Here is a 15,225-nt window from a genome sequence, read left to right as displayed (position 1 = left end):
AATCAGCCTCCTGCAAAAAGCAGCGGAGTCAGCCAGTAGGCCAGCAGCGTGATGATGGCGATTCCGGCCATGTTGCCGAAGAATCCGGCCTTCACCATCTGCGGGACGCGAATTTCGCCGGAGGCGAACACCACCGCGTTCGGCCCGGTCGCGACCGGCAGCATGAAGGCGCAACTGGCCGCCATGGCGACCGGGGCCGCGATCAGAACCGGATCGGCGCCGGACGCGGCGGACAGCGCGGAAAAGACCGGAATCAATGCCGACACGGTGGCGATATTGCTCATCATCTCGGTCGCGAAGATCACCAGCGCGGTCAGCGACAGGATCAGCAGGATCAGCGGCCACGCCCCGACGGCGGACATCTCGCCGCCCAGCCACGCGGCCAGGCCGCTGGTTTCGATCAGCCAGGCCAAGCTCATCCCGCCGCCGAACAGGATCACCACGCCCCAGGGCAGGCGCTCCGCGGTCCGCCAGTCCAGCAACGCCTCGCCCCGCCCCTCGCCCGACGGCGTCAGGAAGAAGGCCAGCGCGCCGATAATGGCGATCCCCGCATCGGTCAGCCCGCCAAGGCCGGGAATGCTGGTCAGCACGTACTGGCGCGTCATCCAGGCCAGCCCGATGAAAGCGAACAGGATCAGCACCCGCCGCTCCGGCGCCCGCATGGGGCCGAGCGCAGACAATTCGGTTTTCACCGCCGCGGCGGCTTCCGGCGACGGCGCGCCCGGCGGCGAGAAAACCCGCGTCAGCACGACCCAGAGCACCGGCACCATCAGCGCCACCACCGGCACGCCCAGCCCCATCCATTGCGCAAAGCCGATGTCCCGCCCTGTCTCCTGCAACCATCCGATGACCAGAAGATTGGTCGGCGTCCCCACCGGCGTGCCCAGCCCGCCCACGCTGGCGGCATAGGCCAGGCCAAGAAGCAGCGGCGGCGCCAGCAGGGCCGCCTTTTCGCGCCCCGCCGCCATGGCGACGCTGAGCGCGATGGGCGTCATCATGATCGTGGTGGCGGTGTTGGATATCCACATGGACAGCAAGGCCGCGGCCAGCATGAATCCGAAGATCAGCGCCTTGGGCCGCGCCCCGAAGCGGGCGACGATATTCAGGGCGATGCGAGCGTGCAGGTTCCAGCGCTGGATCGCCATGGCGATGATGAACCCGCCCAACAGCAGGAAGACTGTCGAGCGCATATATTGCATTGACACGTCATTGACCGCCGCGATCCCGGCGACAGGCGCCACGGCCATGGGCAGCAGGGCCGTGGCGGGAATGGGAATGGCCTCCGTCGCCCACCACACCGCCATCAATACGGCCAGCGAGACCACGGCCCAGCCGTCCCGGGAGAGCCCCTCGGGCGGCGGCAGGAACTGGAGAAGGAGGGCGAGCGCGAGGCCGAGAAACAGGCCGATCAGTTGCGGCGCCCGCGCGGCGGGAGAATCGCTGGCTTGGGCGGTCATGGGCGCAGCTTAATTGCGCCAACACACGCGGCAAGCTGCACCTGCTAAGAGGTCAGCGCCCGCACCTTGTTTGCCAGCTCGTCCGGGTCGAACGGCTTTTCCACGATCGTCGCGTTCGCATACCGGGCGTTCAGTCCTTCAGGACGGTAGCCTGTGATGAACACCAAGGGGACATTTTTCCCGATCAGCGTGTCTGCAATCTCGAAACTGGAGGCGCCCTCAACATTCACGTCCAGCAGCGCGATGTCGAAATCGTGGTTTTCGACCAGTTGCAGACCATCGGCGACGTTTTCCGCGAGGTCAGCGTCAAACCCGATCTCCGTCAGGATATCTTTCAAATGCAGGGCAATCAGAAGTTCGTCCTCGACCACGAGGACTCGCTTGCGCGAAACGGTCAAATTAAATCCCCTAAAAAATAAGCGTCCCCTGCATATTCGCTAGACGAGGACGGACGCGGCGTCATTAACCTGCGTCAAGAGAAATGCCCACCTAACCTGACAAGCGCTATATCAAGACGCAGATGTGACTGACTTTAAGTCATCTGCGCCCCACTATACATGTTATTTACAGATCAAACGCCCAGCCATAAAAAGTATACACACAATATAAATCGTATTTTTTTATAAGAAAAATAAACACACAATATTTTCTCTAAGGGTTGTAAATTAAATATAAATACCCATTTCAAGAGAATGAGCCATTAGCGGCGCTAAAAAGGGCAATTAATGCCCACAAAGAAAGAATAATATTATGTCTTTTAATAATCTTTCCAAAAAAAATGAGCAGGATTCAAACAAAGAATCCGATAAGCAGGGCGCTCCCGCAGAACATAAATCTGACCCCGCGAAACCTAATGAAAAAAACGAACCGGCGAGCAAGTCGTAATTCGTATTGTGGAGGGGACTTCCCCTCCACACTTACCACCGCGCTGTAAACTTGTAAGGGTTACCCCAATGACACGCGTTCGAGACAGCTGGCAAGTGAGATTCCGCAAGCCTTTCTTCCTTAACGGTTTGTCCGAACAATTGCCGGCGGGAAATTACAGCGTTGAGAGGCAGGTAAACGGATATGCAAATTCAATGTTACACGGGCGACAGTCTTCAACATGGATGCGAGTCTGCGAAGGGCACGGCCTTACCGGTATACTCAAACATATCAAAATTGACCCCAGAGATCTCGTGACCGCCCTCAAACTCGACAAAACCCAAAGGCAGTCCGGCAGGTGCAACATCACGCTTTCAGAACGCGCTCTAGATCGGCAAGCTCTTTTACGCGCCGAAGATGAAGGCATGAACGCTCCCCCTCTGCCTGATCCTACTTCATGCGGTTTTAGCCATGCGCCGACACGCCACGCAAAGAGCGCGGCGCCCTCATGACCTTTGCATCAATTGCGCAGAATCTAATTTTGGTCTTGGCCGCAGCCATTGTTTGGGTGGCTACGCCAAACAGCGCCTCCGCTGGGGAAGCTCCGGCTTCCTCAGACCTTCTTGAACTTCATGACACAAAAGACTGCTCTCCGGACGTACGCGCTGAGGGCAAAACGTGCGGTAAGTCCGGCTCGCCCGATAACTCCTATTCGGTCAACAAATCGTATGGCCGGGGGTGGGAATGCAACCATGGCTTCCGGGCCATTAAATCAAAATGCAAGCCCGTGATAATCCCTGAGAACGCTTATCTCTCCTCATCGGGGCGAGATTGGGACTGTCGCAGAACTTATCGGAAAACGCGGTCTGGATGCGCTTCTATTGTGATTCCGAAAAACGCTTACCTGACGGGCGATTCTCATGGCCCGGGATGGACATGCGAGCGCGGTTTCACGGCTTTTCAAGACGAGTGCGTTATTATTGACGTGCCAGACAACGCTTATCTCGACGATTCATTTTACGGCGCGCCGTGGAAGTGCGAGCGTGGCTACAAGCGAAACAACACCGCATGCCAGCGGATCATAATGCCCGATAACGCCCATATTGGTTATTTCGGTAACAGGTGGGAATGCGACCAGCCATATCGCCGCCACGATGATCTGTGTGTTCGGCAATAAGACGAATACCGGCGCGATTGAGACGACTGATCAAACTGCGCCGAAACGGCCGCAGGTGGTTTCAGAAATAAAATGGTGCCCGGAGCGAGACTCGAACTCGCAAGGCCTTGCGGCCGGCGGATTTTGAGTCCGCTGCGTCTACCAATTCCGCCATCCGGGCCCGGTACAAAATTTCCCCGCTTAAATACCGGCTGGCGCCGCAGGGTCAATCAATGGACGCGGCCCGCGAAACCGGATAATCAGCCCGGCAAATCGCCGGAGCCGATAAATCATGACCGAAACAGCCCCGTCGCGCGGCCTGATCGCCACCCTGCAAGTCATCGCGGAGCGCGCGCCTGAAGACGGGCTGACGCTGGGCGAGTTCATTGAAAGCCTGGGCGAGCGCGCTTTCGGCGTAATCCTGTTTTCGCTGGCCCTGCCGGTGTGCATCCCCTTTCTCTACGTCATCCCGCAACTGGTCGCCCTGCCCATGATGGCGCTGGCCGCGCAGATGGCGGCGGGCCGGCCCGAACCATGGCTGCCCGAGAAATTCCGGCAGCGGCGCATGGACAAGGCCAATCTGACGCGCATGGCGGAAGGCGGCCGTAAATGGTTTGGCTGGATCGAAAGACTGGCCGCGCCGCGCCTGCTGTTCCTGTCCAGCGGCCCGGCGGAGCGCGTGATCGGCGTTTTCTTCGTGGCGTTCTGCGCCTCCGTTCTTGTGCCTCTGCCGCTGACCAACACCACGCCGGGCATTGGCGTGGCGGTCGCCTCTCTGGGGCTTCTGACGCGGGACGGGCTTCTGATTCTGGCCGGCCTGCTGCTGGGCGCGGCATGGATCGCGCTGCTGCTGATTGGCGGCCCGGCGCTGATCTACAGCCTGATCGCGATGGTGCGCGCCTGAGCCGCCGGGGCGCGGCGCGGTGTCACGCACCCATTCCGTTTAAGGCGAGCGCGCACTAGTCTCTGCGCCATGGACCGTTTGAGCCGACCTGAATTCTGGCCCGTTATCGCTTTTTCCGTCAGCGCGCTGTTGCTGATCGGCGCGCATGTGTTTGAGGCGATGGGTTATGATCCGTGCCTGCTCTGCCTGCGCCAGCGTGAAATCCACTGGGCGGCGCTGGCGGTTGCGGCGGCCGGTCTGATCGCCATCTGGCGCTGGCCGGACCGGCGGGTCATCAGCCTGACCAATGTGGCGCTAGCCGCGGTTTTCCTGACCTCCTTCATGGTCGCGGGCTATCACGCCGGGGTCGAGTACGGCTTCTGGCCGGGACCGGCGGCGTGCTCCGCCGTTGGCGGCGGCGCCGTTTCGGGGGCGGACATCCTGGCCGCGCTGGAAGGCCCGTCCGACGCGCCGTCCTGTTCGGAAGCGCCATGGAGCCTGATGGGCATTTCCATGGCCGGGTTCAACGCCCTGATCTCGCTCGCCCTTCTGGGCCTGAGCGTGCTTGCCGTCTTCCGCATCGAAACCGTGACACGGAACGCCCATGCCTGATCCCAAGCCCATGCCCAGAGCGCCCGGCCAGTCCGGGCTGAAGAAGCGCGTCGAGGAGATGATCCGCGTCGATCACGCCGGGGAATATGGCGCCGTGGCCATCTATCGCGGTCAGCAGGCGGTATTCTCGCGCTCGCCGAAGACGGGCCGTATCTCCCGCCAGATCGAGGAGATGGCGGCGCAGGAACAGGGCCATCTGGATGCGTTCGACAAGCTGATCGCCGAGCGCCGCGTGCGCCCCACCGCCATGGCCCCGCTATGGGAGGCCGCGGGCTTCACGCTGGGCGCGGTCACCGCCCTGATGGGCGAAAAGGCCGCGCACGCCTGCACCGAGGCGGTCGAGGACGTGATCGAGAAACACTACCAGCACCAGATTGACGAACTGGACGCGGCGGACGAGGAGCCGGAGCTGAAAGCCGCCTTCACGAAGTTCCGCGAAGAAGAGCTGGAGCACCGCGACCTGGCCGTCGAGGAAGGCGCAAAGGAAGCGCCGGGCTATGCCCTGCTCTCCCACGCCATCAAGACGGGCTGCAAGCTGGCCATCGGGATCACGAAAAAGGTCTGAGCGGCGAGCCTAGGGCTGCAGCTCCACATCCCAGTAGAGATAGTCCATCCAGCTTTCATGCAGGTGGTTCGGCGGGAATTTCCGCCCCTGCGCCTGTAGCTGGTGCATGGAGGGCCGGTCCGGCTTGCGGTTCAGCGACATATGCGCCTCCCGCGGGGTGCGCCCGCCCTTCTTGAGGTTACAGGGCGCGCAGGCCGCGACGATGTTCGCCCATGTCGTGCGCCCGCCCTGGCGGCGCGGCACGACGTGGTCGAATGTCAGGTCGTCCGAATCCCCGCAATAGACGCAGGCAAAACTGTCGCGCAGGAACACATTGAAGCGGGTAAAGGCCGGCGGGCGGTCCTGAGGAATGAAATCCTTCAGCGCGATCACGCTGGGCAAGTTCATTTCGAAAGAGGGGGAATGGATCTTGTGATCGTATTCCTGAACGATCTGAACGCGTTGCAGGAATACGGCCTTCACGGCTTCCTGCCACGGCCACAGCGATAAGGGATAATAGCTGAGCGGCTGGAAGTCCGCGTTCAGAACCAAGCAAGGCCACCCTTGCGGGGGATGGGTCACCACCCGCATCGGATTTCTCCCTTCGGAGATGTGTCGGCGTCCGGCGTCCTGAAGACGAAACCTCCCGCTTTCACCGGCTGCGCGGCAGAATCACCGGGCAACCTGTGGATATCTTTAGCCTGACTTCTGTGACGTGGCCATGACGTTATGCCGGGGCGGGCTGCACCATGTGCGCGCCGGGCGGAACATCCAGCGATCCGTCAAAGGCCTGGCGCAGGAATCCGGCCGCGATCTGGAAGCCTTCCGGCGCGATGGCGTGCTGCAGGCCCGGCGTCTTGTGGCACAGCACGGACAGGCCCGCCTGCTGCAGCGCCTGCGCCGCGGCGTCCAGCGCCTGATGCGGCACCACCGGGTCCGCCTCGCCATGCGCCAGCAATACCGGAACCTTGCTCTTGAATTCATCGACCAGCGTTTCCGGCGCGGCCAGCGCGCCGGAGAAACCGACAATCGCGGCCGGCCCCGGATCCCGGCGCAGCCCGACATGCAGCGCCATCATCGTGCCCTGGCTGAAACCCACCAGCGCCAGCTTGTCCGCGGTCAGGGAGTAACGCTCCAGTTCTTCCGTGATGAACTGGTCCAGCACCGGGCCGGCCTTGCGCACCCCGTCCGCCAGTTCGTCCTGCGACAGCCGGGTCAGGGGGAACCACTGGCGCCCGGCCGGATAGCCCGGAACCTCTTCCGGCGCGTCGGGCGAAACGAACTGCGCATCGGGCAGGACCTGCCCCAGCGGCTCGGCCAGACCGATCAGGTCCTGACCATTGGCGCCGTAGCCATGGATGAAAATTACAAGCTGCTTGGGATCGCCGCCGGATTTGGGGGCGACGCGGGGGCCGTCAATTGTCATGCTTCATGGCTAGCGGCGCGCGCGGCGCCTTGCAAGCGGCGCGCGATGGCGCAATGTCACACAGCCTGCCATGACTGATTTCATCACACGCTTCGCCCCCTCCCCGACCGGCCATCTGCATCTGGGCCACGCGTTTTCCGCTTTTCAGGCGCGGCGCGCGGCGGACGCTGCGGGCGGACGGTTCCTGTTGCGGATCGAGGATATCGACCTCACCCGCTGCAAGCCGGAATACGAAACCGCCATTCTGGAAGACCTCGCCTGGCTGGGGCTGGACGGGGAACAGCCGGTTCGCCGCCAGAGCGATCATTTCGCCGACTATGCCGCCGCGCTTGAGACGATGACCGCGAAGGGCGTGATGTATCGCTGCTTCAAGACGCGGCGCGAAATCATGGAGGAAATTGACCGCGCGCCGCACGGGCCGGCGGAAGTCTATAGCGGGCCGGAAACGCCCATGAGCGCGGATGAGAAAGAGGCACGCATCGCCGCGGGCGAGGCCTATGCTTGGCGCATTTCCCTGTCCGCATGCCGCGACTTGCTGGGCGCCGATTACGCGCGCCTGAGCTTCTTCGAGGAAGGAACCGGCCCGGCCGGGGAAACCGGCGAGATCCGCGCAGAGCCGGAACGTCTGGGCGACGCCGTGCTGGCGCGAAAGGATGTCGCCACCTCCTATCATCTGGCCTGCACGCATGACGACGCGCTGCAGGGCGTGAGCCATGTCGTGCGGGGGCAGGATCTGTACGAAGTGACCCATCTGCACCGCCTGATACAGGCGGTCATGGACTGGCCCGTCCCGGTTTACCGCCATCACCGTCTGCTGGCCGACGAAACCGGCGAACGTCTGGCCAAGCGGCGCGGGTCGATGACGCTTCAGGCGATGCGAAACGCCGGTTTCACAGCCGAAGATGCAATAGCCAGGATGGGCCTTTAGCGGATCAGTCTTCCGGCGGGGTTGGCCCGGCCGGCTTTTCGGTCGCCTGGCCGCCGCGCGGCTTTTCGATGAAAACCAGCTGGATCGGGTCGAACACGAACCGTTTCTCGCAGACCGGGGTAGGCGAGGAGGGCTGAACGCCCGGCGCCTTGCGGCAGGCCTCCCCCGCCAGCGTCGCGGTAATCACGGGCGGCGCCTGTCCCAGGTCCAGCTCGAACCCGCGCGCCGTGCGGCCATAGGCCAGGCCGTATCCGCCGCGCCCGTCCGAGACATAGATTTCCCGCCGGCAGCCATCGCCCTCGCACAGCAGAGACGTTTCGCCGCCGCATCGTATGGCGGCGTAATCGACCACGAAATCCGGCCGCTTGTCGTGCGAAAGGTCGATCACCTCCAGATAGCCCGGCTGGAAATTGGGCTGGTCGGAGGGCACGCCGCATTGCTCTGCGGCGAATTCGCGAATCTGGGCGGTGACCTCGGCTGGCGTGGTCTCGACCCGTTCCTGACAGGCTGCAACCGCCAGCATCGCGGTCAGGCAAAAAATCAGTCTTTTCATGTTGATGAACACAATGCCTTGCGTTGCGGCTGACGTCGAGGCTTCACCGGGATTCGCGGCCATTTTTTGGCGCCGCGCCCCTTCCGCACAGCCCGCGCCGCCGCTATAGGCTGCGGCCATGCTGTTGAAGGATATCTGGTACTTCGCCTGCCCGGCGCGCGACATCAAACCGGGGTCGCTGCAGCGCAAGATGCTGGCGGGCGAACCGGTGATGCTGGGCCGCACGCAGGGCGGAGAGGCGTTCGCCCTGCGCGATATCTGCCCGCACCGCGCCGCGCCGCTTTCCGCCGGGCGTATCGTGGAGGATGACGCGGCCGCCGGAGGCGCGGCGACCGTGGAGTGCCCGTATCATGGCTGGCGCTTCCGGGCCGATAGCGGCGCCTGCGCGGCGATCCCATCCCTCACCGCCGATCAGGCGATGGAGACGACCCGCATCCGCGCGGGGCGCTATCCGCTGACCGAACAGAACGGCCTGATCTGGATCTATATCCCCGCCGACTGGCGCCGGCCCAGCGAGCCGCAGGACGGCCCGCCGCCCCTGCCCGCCAAACTGGAACAGCCGCGCATGGTCGAGAAGGCGGTTTTCGCTTGCCATGTCGATCACGCGGTCGTCGGCCTGATGGACCCGGCGCACGGGCCTTACGTCCACCGCCAGTGGTGGTGGCGGACCGAGGGCTCGATGCATGAGAAACAGAAAGTCTTCGGGCCGCGCCCTCACGGCTTCGCGATGGAGCGGCACAAGCCGTCCTCCAACTCCTTCGCCTACAAGCTTCTGGGCGGCGCGCCGACGACCGAGATCGAGTTCCGCCTGCCCGGCGTCCGGTTCGAGACGATCCGCAACGAAAAGCACACCGTGCTGGGCTTCACCGCCGTCACCCCGGTGGACGAGGACACGACCGAGGTCACGCAGGTCTTCTTCTGGGATATCCCGCTGTTCAGCGCGATCCGTCCGCTGATGCGCCCCTTCGTGCGCGCGTTCCTGAATCAGGACCGCGCCATGGTGGATTTGCAGCAGGAAGGCCTGAAATTCGGCCCTAACCTGATGCTGATCGACGACGCCGACATGCAGGCAAAATGGTATCACCAGCTGAAACGCGAATGGACGGCCAGCCGCGAGGAAGGCCGCGGCTTCGTCAATCCCGTGAAAGAAACCACGTTGCGCTGGCGCAGCTAGGCAGCGCCTGATTGCCGCGTTGGCGGCCCGATCAATTCAGACTAGGTCAGTTCCATGACGTTCTTCGACATCCTGCTTTTCATCGCGCTGGGCGCTGTCACGATCACGCTCGGCTTCGGCATCTATTCGCTGATGCGGGGCGGTCAGTATGCACGCTCCAACTCCAACAAGCTGATGCGCCTGCGCGTGGTGCTGCAGGCGGTGGCGATCCTGATCCTTGTCATTGCCTTCTGGTACAAGAAGCAGGCGGGCGGCTAGTCGGCGGTCACGCCGTAGCTTTCCGCTGCTGCGTCCAGCAGGTCCGCGACCACCGGGCTGATCTCATCAATCCGCCCGTCATTTGCGGCGGCGACGATGGCAAAATCCTTTTCGGGCCAGGCATAGACGCGGACGAACCACATGGTGTTGGAGCCGGCGTGAGACAGGCGGCCGTCATTCGACACGCCCCACCCCATCGCATAGTCGCCGTTCGGCGTTTGCAGCCAGTCACAGCTCTCGGCTGAAATCAGCCGGCTCTCGGCCCCGCGGCCACAGGCCATCTGGTCGCCGACAAAGGTCAGGTAATCGGCCAGGTTCATATGGGCGCGGCCCGCCGGCGACGTGGCGGGAGGATTGTCGGCCGTGGAATCCGGCGCGGCCGGCGACGGGCCGCCGAAAAAGACAAGCCGCTTCTTGTGACCGCGCGGCGTATCGATCTCGTCCATCGATCCCGGCGGGCCAAAGCCTGCGCTATCCAGACCCAGCGGACCGAAGACCTCTTCCCGCATCAGCGTGTCATAGTCGGCGTCCAGCGTTTCCTCGATCATCGCGGCGGCCACGATGTAACCGGCGTTGGAATACAGGAACGCCCCCTGTTCCGAGGGTTCTTTCGCGAGAACCGTTTGCGCATATTCGATCCGGTCTGCGCGGGCGTCGCGGCTTTCATCCGTGCCCTTCTGGCCAAGCAGCAGCCCCATTCCGCCATTGGCCGGAAGGCCGGAGCGATGCGTGAACAGCTCCGCGAACGTGATATCGCCGTAAGCCGGGTTCATGTCCGGCGCGATGCCGCCGAGCGCCTCGCCGATCGTCAGGTCCCGCTCCAGCCGGCCCTGTTCCATAAGGCGCGCGGCAAGAACCGCCGTCATTGCCTTGGTGTTCGAGCCGAGATGCCAAGGGTCGCCTTTTTCAACCGCAATGCCGGTTTTCGCCGCACGCTCTCCGGATACGACTTCCGCGGCGACCCTTCCGTCCGTCCATACCGCCAGCGCCATGCCGGGCGCGCCCGCCTCTTCCCTTGCTGTATCCAGCATGGTCTGAAGTTCGGCAGCCGTGGGCGCCGCGGCGACAGGAGCAAAGAAGAGGAGGGCCAGGCCGAGGGCCGTAATAAGCGCTTTCATCATCAAATTCCTTGAGCGTGGGCGTCGCGGTCTATAGCTGTCGCAGTCATGGTGAAGCTGAACAAGATTTACACCAAGACCGGCGATGCAGGCGAGACCCGGCTGGCTACGGGGCAGAGCGTTTCCAAGTCCTCCGCCCGCGTGGAGGCCTATGGCGCGGTGGACGAGGCTAACTCCGCCATCGGTCTGGCCCGCGCCGCGCTGGACGGCGATGTCTGGCTCGGCCAGACGCTGGAGCGCATCCAGAACGACATGTTCGATCTGGGCGCGGACCTGGCCACGCCCGAACCCATGGAAGGCGGGTTGACCGTGGTCGCCGCGCAGGTGGACCGGCTGGAGCGCGAAATCGACGAAATGAACGCGCGGCAGGCCCCGCTGGAAAGTTTTGTCCTGCCGGGCGGCAGCGAAAGCGCCGCGCGGCTGCACGTGGCGCGCGCCATTACGCGCCGCGCCGAACGCCGCGCCATCGCGCTTGGCGAAGCGGGCGAGACGGTCAATCCGGAGGCCATCCGATATCTCAACCGGCTTTCCGACCTGCTGTTTGTCGCCGCCCGCCGCGCCAATGATGACGGGGCCTCCGATGTGACGTGGACGCCCGGCGCCAATCGCTGATTTCGCAAAAATGTGATCAGGGCGGCATTGAAGCCGCGCTGTGACGTCATATCTCCTGTGCTGGATATGAACCCCTGCTCACATTCGGAGATCTCGATGAAAACCGCTTTCATGACCGCTCTTGTGGCCTTCGCCGCCGCGCCCGTGGCCGCCAATGCGGACGCCGAACAGCTTTATTTCGATCCCAACCACACCCAGATCTCGGTCGACTGGGCGCATGCCGCCGGCGCGCCGCTGACCTTCTATTTCACGGACTGGGACGCGGAGCTGATGTATGACGCCGAGAATATCGAGAATTCCTCGGTCAACGTCACCCTGCCGCTGACCGGCCTCTGGACGGGCATTGACGGCTTCACCGACCATCTGCAATCCGACGACTTCTTCACCGCCGAGACCTGGCCCAGCGCCAGCTTCACCTCCACCAGCGTCACCCGCACCGGCGACGGCACCGCGGAGCTGACCGGCGACCTGACGATCAAGGACAAGACCGCGCCGGTGACCTTTGACGTCAAGCTGCTGGACACGTTCGGCGAGGGCGATAACGCCCGCACCGGCTTCAAGGCCTGGACCACGCTCAGCCGCTCCGAATGGGGTCTGGGCTATGGCGAGAATTACGCCGCTGACGACGTGAAAGTCATCATCTCCACCGAACTGGTGAAAGACGACCCGGACGCGGAAGAGGAATAATCCTCCCCCGTCCGCCCGCTTTGCATGCGCCGTCCCGGTCCGTCCGGGGCGGCGCATTGCTTTTCAGGCCGGCCGCATGAAACATGCGGCTTCCTGATATCCGCCCGGGGATGACCGTCTTGACGCTGCGCTTTGTGATCGCCTGCCTGTCCGGCCTTTTACTGGCCGCGCCCGCTCTGGCGGAAAAAGAGACATGCGCGGTCTCCCTGATGGTGCTGGGCGCGGGACAGGATGGCGGCAAACCGCAGATCGCCAACCCGGACGATGCAGCCTGGACCAATCCGGATTTGCGCCGGCTGGCGACGTCCCTCGCCCTTGTGGACACGCGCGGCGGCGGCGCGGCCCGCTGGCTGTTCGAGGCCACGCCCGACATCAAGGCGCAGCTCCAGCGTCAGGACCAGCGCCACCCCGTTCCGGCCGCGCCCGGCCTGGACGGTATTTTTCTCACCCATGCCCATATCGGCCACTATACGGGCCTTGCCCTGCTCGGCCATGAGTCGGCCGGGGCGGAGGGCGTCCCGGTTCACGCCCTGCCCCGCATGGCCGGTTTCCTGCGCGAGAACGGGCCGTGGGGGCAGCTGGTCCGCTATGAAAATATTGTGCTGAACGTCATGACCGCCGGCAAAGCGGTGGAACTGGCGCCGGACCTGACGGTCACGCCCTTTCTGGTCCCCCACCGCCAGGAATATTCCGAAGTCGCCGGTTACAGCATCACCGGGCCGGACCGGTCCGTCCTGTTTATCCCGGATATCGATTCATGGGCCGACTGGGACGCGCAGGAAATCCATATCGAGGACCAGATCGCCGCCCATGACGTGGCCTTGCTCGATGGCACGTTCTTCGCCAAGGGCGAGATACCCGGCCGCGACATGAGCGGATTTCCCCATCCCTTCATCACGGTCTCGGTCGAACGATTCTCGCCCCTGCCGGAGGAAGAGCGGCAGAAAGTCCGCTTCATCCATCTGAATCACACCAATCCCGCGCTCGACCCCGACTCGCCCGAGCGGGCGTTTATTCGCGCCGCGGGCATGGATGTGGCCGATGAGGGCGGCGAAATCTGCCTCTGATCCCGTTGCCGCGTTGATTCAGCTCCAACGCCCCGCTACGTTCCGCCCGACCGCTGTATTGCGATGCAGCATTGAATTTCATTATTCATCGGCCCAATTCAAAGCCGAGATTTAACAACGCCGGAGACGTCATGAAGATACTCGTCCCCGTTAAACGGGTGCTCGACTACAACGTGAAAGCGCGTGTGAAACCGGATCAGTCCGGGGTCGACCTTTCCAATGTGAAGATGTCGATGAACCCGTTCGACGAAATTTCCGTCGAGGAAGCGGTTCGCCTGAAGGAAGACGGAAAGGCGGAAGAGGTCGTCGTGGTCTCCATCGGCCCGGAAAAGGCGCAGGAGACGATTCGCACCGCGCTGGCCATGGGCGCCGACCGCGGCATCCTGATCAAGACCGACGAAACGGTGGAGCCACTGGGCGTCGCCAAGCTGCTCGCCAAGGTGGTCGAGGAAGAATCGCCGGACATGGTCGTGCTGGGCAAGCAGGCCATTGATGACGACGCCAACGCCACCGGCCAGATGCTGGGCGCCCTGCTCGGCTGGCCGCAAGGCACGTTCGCCTCCAAGGTGGAAATCGCGGACGGCGCGGCCAATGTGACGCGCGAGGTCGATGGCGGCCTGCAGACGATCAAGATCAGCCTGCCGGCCATCGTCACCACGGACCTGCGCCTGAACGAGCCGCGCTACGCCTCCCTGCCCAACATCATGAAGGCCAAGCGCAAGCCGATCGACATGAAGGCGCCCGACGATTACGGCGTCGACATCGCCCCGCGCCTGCAGGTGGTGAAGGTCACCGAGCCGCCCAAGCGCGAAGCCGGCGAAATCGTCGAGTCCGTCGAGGAACTTGTCTCCAAGCTGAAAAACGAAGCGGGGGTTCTGTAATGGCTGTCCTGGTCGTCGCTGAACACGACAATGAAGAGCTGAACGAAGCCACGCTGAAGGCCGTCACCGCGGCGCAGGCGATTGGCGGGGATATCGACATTCTCTGCGCCGGAAACGATTGCGGATCGGTGGCCGAGGCCGCCGCCAAGATCGAGGGCGTGCGCAAGGTCCGCTGCGCCAAGGACCCGGCGCTGGAGCACTTCCTGGCCGAGGCCATGGAAGCGGTGATCGTGCCCCTGATGGACGAGTATGACGCAATGGTCGCCCCGGCCACCACGGTCGGCAAGAACTTCGCCCCGCGCGTCGCGGCCAAGCTGGACGTGATGCAGCTGTCCGACGTGACCGCCGTGGAGGACGCCGACACGTTCGTGCGCCCGATCTATGCGGGCAACGCCATGATGACGGTGAAATCCGGCGATGCGAAAAAGGTCGTCACGGTCCGTCCGACCACCTTCCAGGCTGCAAACGCCCAGGGCGGCGCGGCCGAGGTGGAAGAGCTGTCCGTCGATCTGGGCGACCTGAAGTCCCAGTTCATCGGCGAGGAACTCTCCGACTCCGATCGTCCGGAGCTTGCCGCCGCCAAGATCGTCATTTCCGGCGGCCGCGGCATGGGCAATGGCGAGAACTTCCACATGCTGGATTCCATCGCGGACCGCCTCGGCGCCGCGGTCGGCGCCTCCCGCGCCGCCGTGGATGCGGGCTTCGTCCCGAACGAGTACCAGGTCGGCCAGACCGGCAAGGTCGTCGCCCCGGATCTCTATATCGCCGTCGGCATCTCCGGCGCGATCCAGCATCTGGCGGGCATGAAGGACTCCAAGACCATCGTCGCCATCAACAAGGACGAGGAAGCCCCGATCTTCCAGGTCGCCGATTACGGCCTGGTCGCGGACCTGTTCGACGTGCTTCCCAAGTTGGAGGAAGAGCTGGACAAGCTGGGCTACAAGGCCGGCTGATCTCGCACTTCATCCAATAAGAAAAGCCCGGGCGATGCCGCCCGGGCTTTTT

Annotated in this window: 17 protein-coding genes and 1 tRNA gene; 11 read left to right on the top strand and 7 right to left on the bottom strand. The window is 63.5% G+C overall.

Features of this window, described 5'->3' with window-relative positions; genetic code table 11:
- Positions 1 to 2: 2 nt before the first annotated feature.
- The 3 genes from H2040_RS03600 to H2040_RS03590 all read right to left on the bottom strand — a co-directional run bounded on the left by H2040_RS03600 (position 3) and on the right by H2040_RS03590 (position 3,658).
- Entirely contained in the window at positions 3 to 1,457 is a 1,455-nt protein-coding gene (locus H2040_RS03600) for an SLC13 family permease (RefSeq protein WP_287154526.1), read from the bottom strand.
- A 44-nt stretch (positions 1,458 to 1,501) separates the two neighbouring features.
- Positions 1,502 to 1,855: a response regulator transcription factor gene (locus H2040_RS03595; RefSeq protein ID WP_287154523.1), complete on the bottom strand. Its 354-nt coding sequence runs from the start codon at positions 1,853 to 1,855 to the stop codon at positions 1,502 to 1,504.
- 1,716 nt (positions 1,856 to 3,571) lie between these two features.
- Positions 3,572 to 3,658 (bottom strand) — tRNA-Leu (locus tag H2040_RS03590).
- A 111-nt stretch (positions 3,659 to 3,769) separates the two neighbouring features.
- On the opposite strand from H2040_RS03590, the gene H2040_RS03585 reads away from it, so the two are divergent.
- From H2040_RS03585 to H2040_RS03575, 3 genes are all read left to right on the top strand, one after another.
- Positions 3,770 to 4,381, top strand: coding sequence for an exopolysaccharide biosynthesis protein (locus tag H2040_RS03585; protein WP_287154520.1), 612 nt, complete (start codon positions 3,770 to 3,772; stop codon positions 4,379 to 4,381).
- Positions 4,382 to 4,459: 78 nt separating this feature from the next.
- Positions 4,460 to 4,972 carry a disulfide bond formation protein B gene (locus H2040_RS03580; protein WP_287154518.1) on the top strand — a complete coding sequence of 171 codons (513 nt, stop codon included), beginning with the start codon at positions 4,460 to 4,462 and terminating at the stop codon, positions 4,970 to 4,972.
- On the top strand, positions 4,965 to 5,537 hold the full coding sequence (locus tag H2040_RS03575) for a demethoxyubiquinone hydroxylase family protein (RefSeq protein WP_022696317.1): 573 nt from the start codon (positions 4,965 to 4,967) through the stop codon (positions 5,535 to 5,537). The genes H2040_RS03580 and H2040_RS03575 overlap by 8 nt, the downstream gene beginning before the upstream one ends.
- Before the next feature lie 9 nt (positions 5,538 to 5,546).
- Here H2040_RS03575 and H2040_RS03570 read toward each other — a convergent pair whose 3' ends face one another.
- Entirely contained in the window at positions 5,547 to 6,107 is a 561-nt protein-coding gene (locus H2040_RS03570) for an HNH endonuclease (RefSeq protein ID WP_027068124.1), read from the bottom strand.
- 136 nt (positions 6,108 to 6,243) lie between these two features.
- Positions 6,244 to 6,942, bottom strand: a complete 699-nt coding sequence (locus H2040_RS03565; protein ID WP_022696315.1) for an alpha/beta hydrolase — start codon at positions 6,940 to 6,942, stop codon at positions 6,244 to 6,246.
- Positions 6,943 to 7,012: 70 nt separating this feature from the next.
- On the opposite strand from H2040_RS03565, the gene gluQRS reads away from it, so the two are divergent.
- Positions 7,013 to 7,870, top strand: coding sequence for a tRNA glutamyl-Q(34) synthetase GluQRS (gluQRS, locus tag H2040_RS03560; protein WP_287154513.1), 858 nt, complete (start codon positions 7,013 to 7,015; stop codon positions 7,868 to 7,870).
- A gap of 4 nt (positions 7,871 to 7,874) precedes the next feature.
- Here gluQRS and H2040_RS03555 read toward each other — a convergent pair whose 3' ends face one another.
- Positions 7,875 to 8,423, bottom strand: coding sequence for a membrane lipoprotein lipid attachment site-containing protein (locus tag H2040_RS03555; protein ID WP_287154511.1), 549 nt, complete (start codon positions 8,421 to 8,423; stop codon positions 7,875 to 7,877).
- 118 nt (positions 8,424 to 8,541) lie between these two features.
- On the opposite strand from H2040_RS03555, the gene H2040_RS03550 reads away from it, so the two are divergent.
- Together H2040_RS03550 and H2040_RS03545 are read left to right on the top strand one after the other, a co-directional pair.
- Entirely contained in the window at positions 8,542 to 9,597 is a 1,056-nt protein-coding gene (locus H2040_RS03550; protein ID WP_287154508.1) for a Rieske 2Fe-2S domain-containing protein, read from the top strand.
- A gap of 54 nt (positions 9,598 to 9,651) precedes the next feature.
- Positions 9,652 to 9,855, top strand: a complete 204-nt coding sequence (locus H2040_RS03545) for a twin transmembrane helix small protein (RefSeq protein ID WP_022696311.1) — start codon at positions 9,652 to 9,654, stop codon at positions 9,853 to 9,855.
- Here the strand turns inward: H2040_RS03545 and H2040_RS03540 are convergent.
- Entirely contained in the window at positions 9,852 to 10,973 is a 1,122-nt protein-coding gene (locus tag H2040_RS03540) for a serine hydrolase domain-containing protein (RefSeq protein WP_287154505.1), read from the bottom strand. The genes H2040_RS03545 and H2040_RS03540 overlap by 4 nt on opposite strands.
- A 48-nt stretch (positions 10,974 to 11,021) precedes the next feature.
- On the opposite strand from H2040_RS03540, the gene H2040_RS03535 reads away from it, so the two are divergent.
- The 5 genes from H2040_RS03535 (at position 11,022) to H2040_RS03515 (ending at position 15,173) form a co-directional block, all read left to right on the top strand.
- On the top strand, positions 11,022 to 11,585 hold the full coding sequence (locus H2040_RS03535) for a cob(I)yrinic acid a,c-diamide adenosyltransferase (protein WP_287154502.1): 564 nt from the start codon (positions 11,022 to 11,024) through the stop codon (positions 11,583 to 11,585).
- Positions 11,586 to 11,681: 96 nt separating this feature from the next.
- On the top strand, positions 11,682 to 12,272 hold the full coding sequence (locus tag H2040_RS03530) for a YceI family protein (RefSeq protein ID WP_287154500.1): 591 nt from the start codon (positions 11,682 to 11,684) through the stop codon (positions 12,270 to 12,272).
- A gap of 119 nt (positions 12,273 to 12,391) precedes the next feature.
- On the top strand, positions 12,392 to 13,339 hold the full coding sequence (locus tag H2040_RS03525) for an MBL fold metallo-hydrolase (protein ID WP_287154498.1): 948 nt from the start codon (positions 12,392 to 12,394) through the stop codon (positions 13,337 to 13,339).
- A 131-nt stretch (positions 13,340 to 13,470) separates the two neighbouring features.
- Positions 13,471 to 14,220, top strand: a complete 750-nt coding sequence (locus H2040_RS03520; protein ID WP_287154496.1) for an electron transfer flavoprotein subunit beta/FixA family protein — start codon at positions 13,471 to 13,473, stop codon at positions 14,218 to 14,220.
- Positions 14,220 to 15,173, top strand: coding sequence for an electron transfer flavoprotein subunit alpha/FixB family protein (locus H2040_RS03515; protein WP_287154494.1), 954 nt, complete (start codon positions 14,220 to 14,222; stop codon positions 15,171 to 15,173). The genes H2040_RS03520 and H2040_RS03515 overlap by 1 nt, the downstream gene beginning before the upstream one ends.
- Positions 15,174 to 15,225: the final 52 nt, after the last annotated feature.

It is taken from the genome of Euryhalocaulis sp., from assembly GCF_013911995.1.
GTDB classification, from domain to species: domain Bacteria; phylum Pseudomonadota; class Alphaproteobacteria; order Caulobacterales; family Maricaulaceae; genus Euryhalocaulis; species Euryhalocaulis caribicus.
This window is presented reverse-complemented; position numbering and strand designations above follow the sequence as displayed.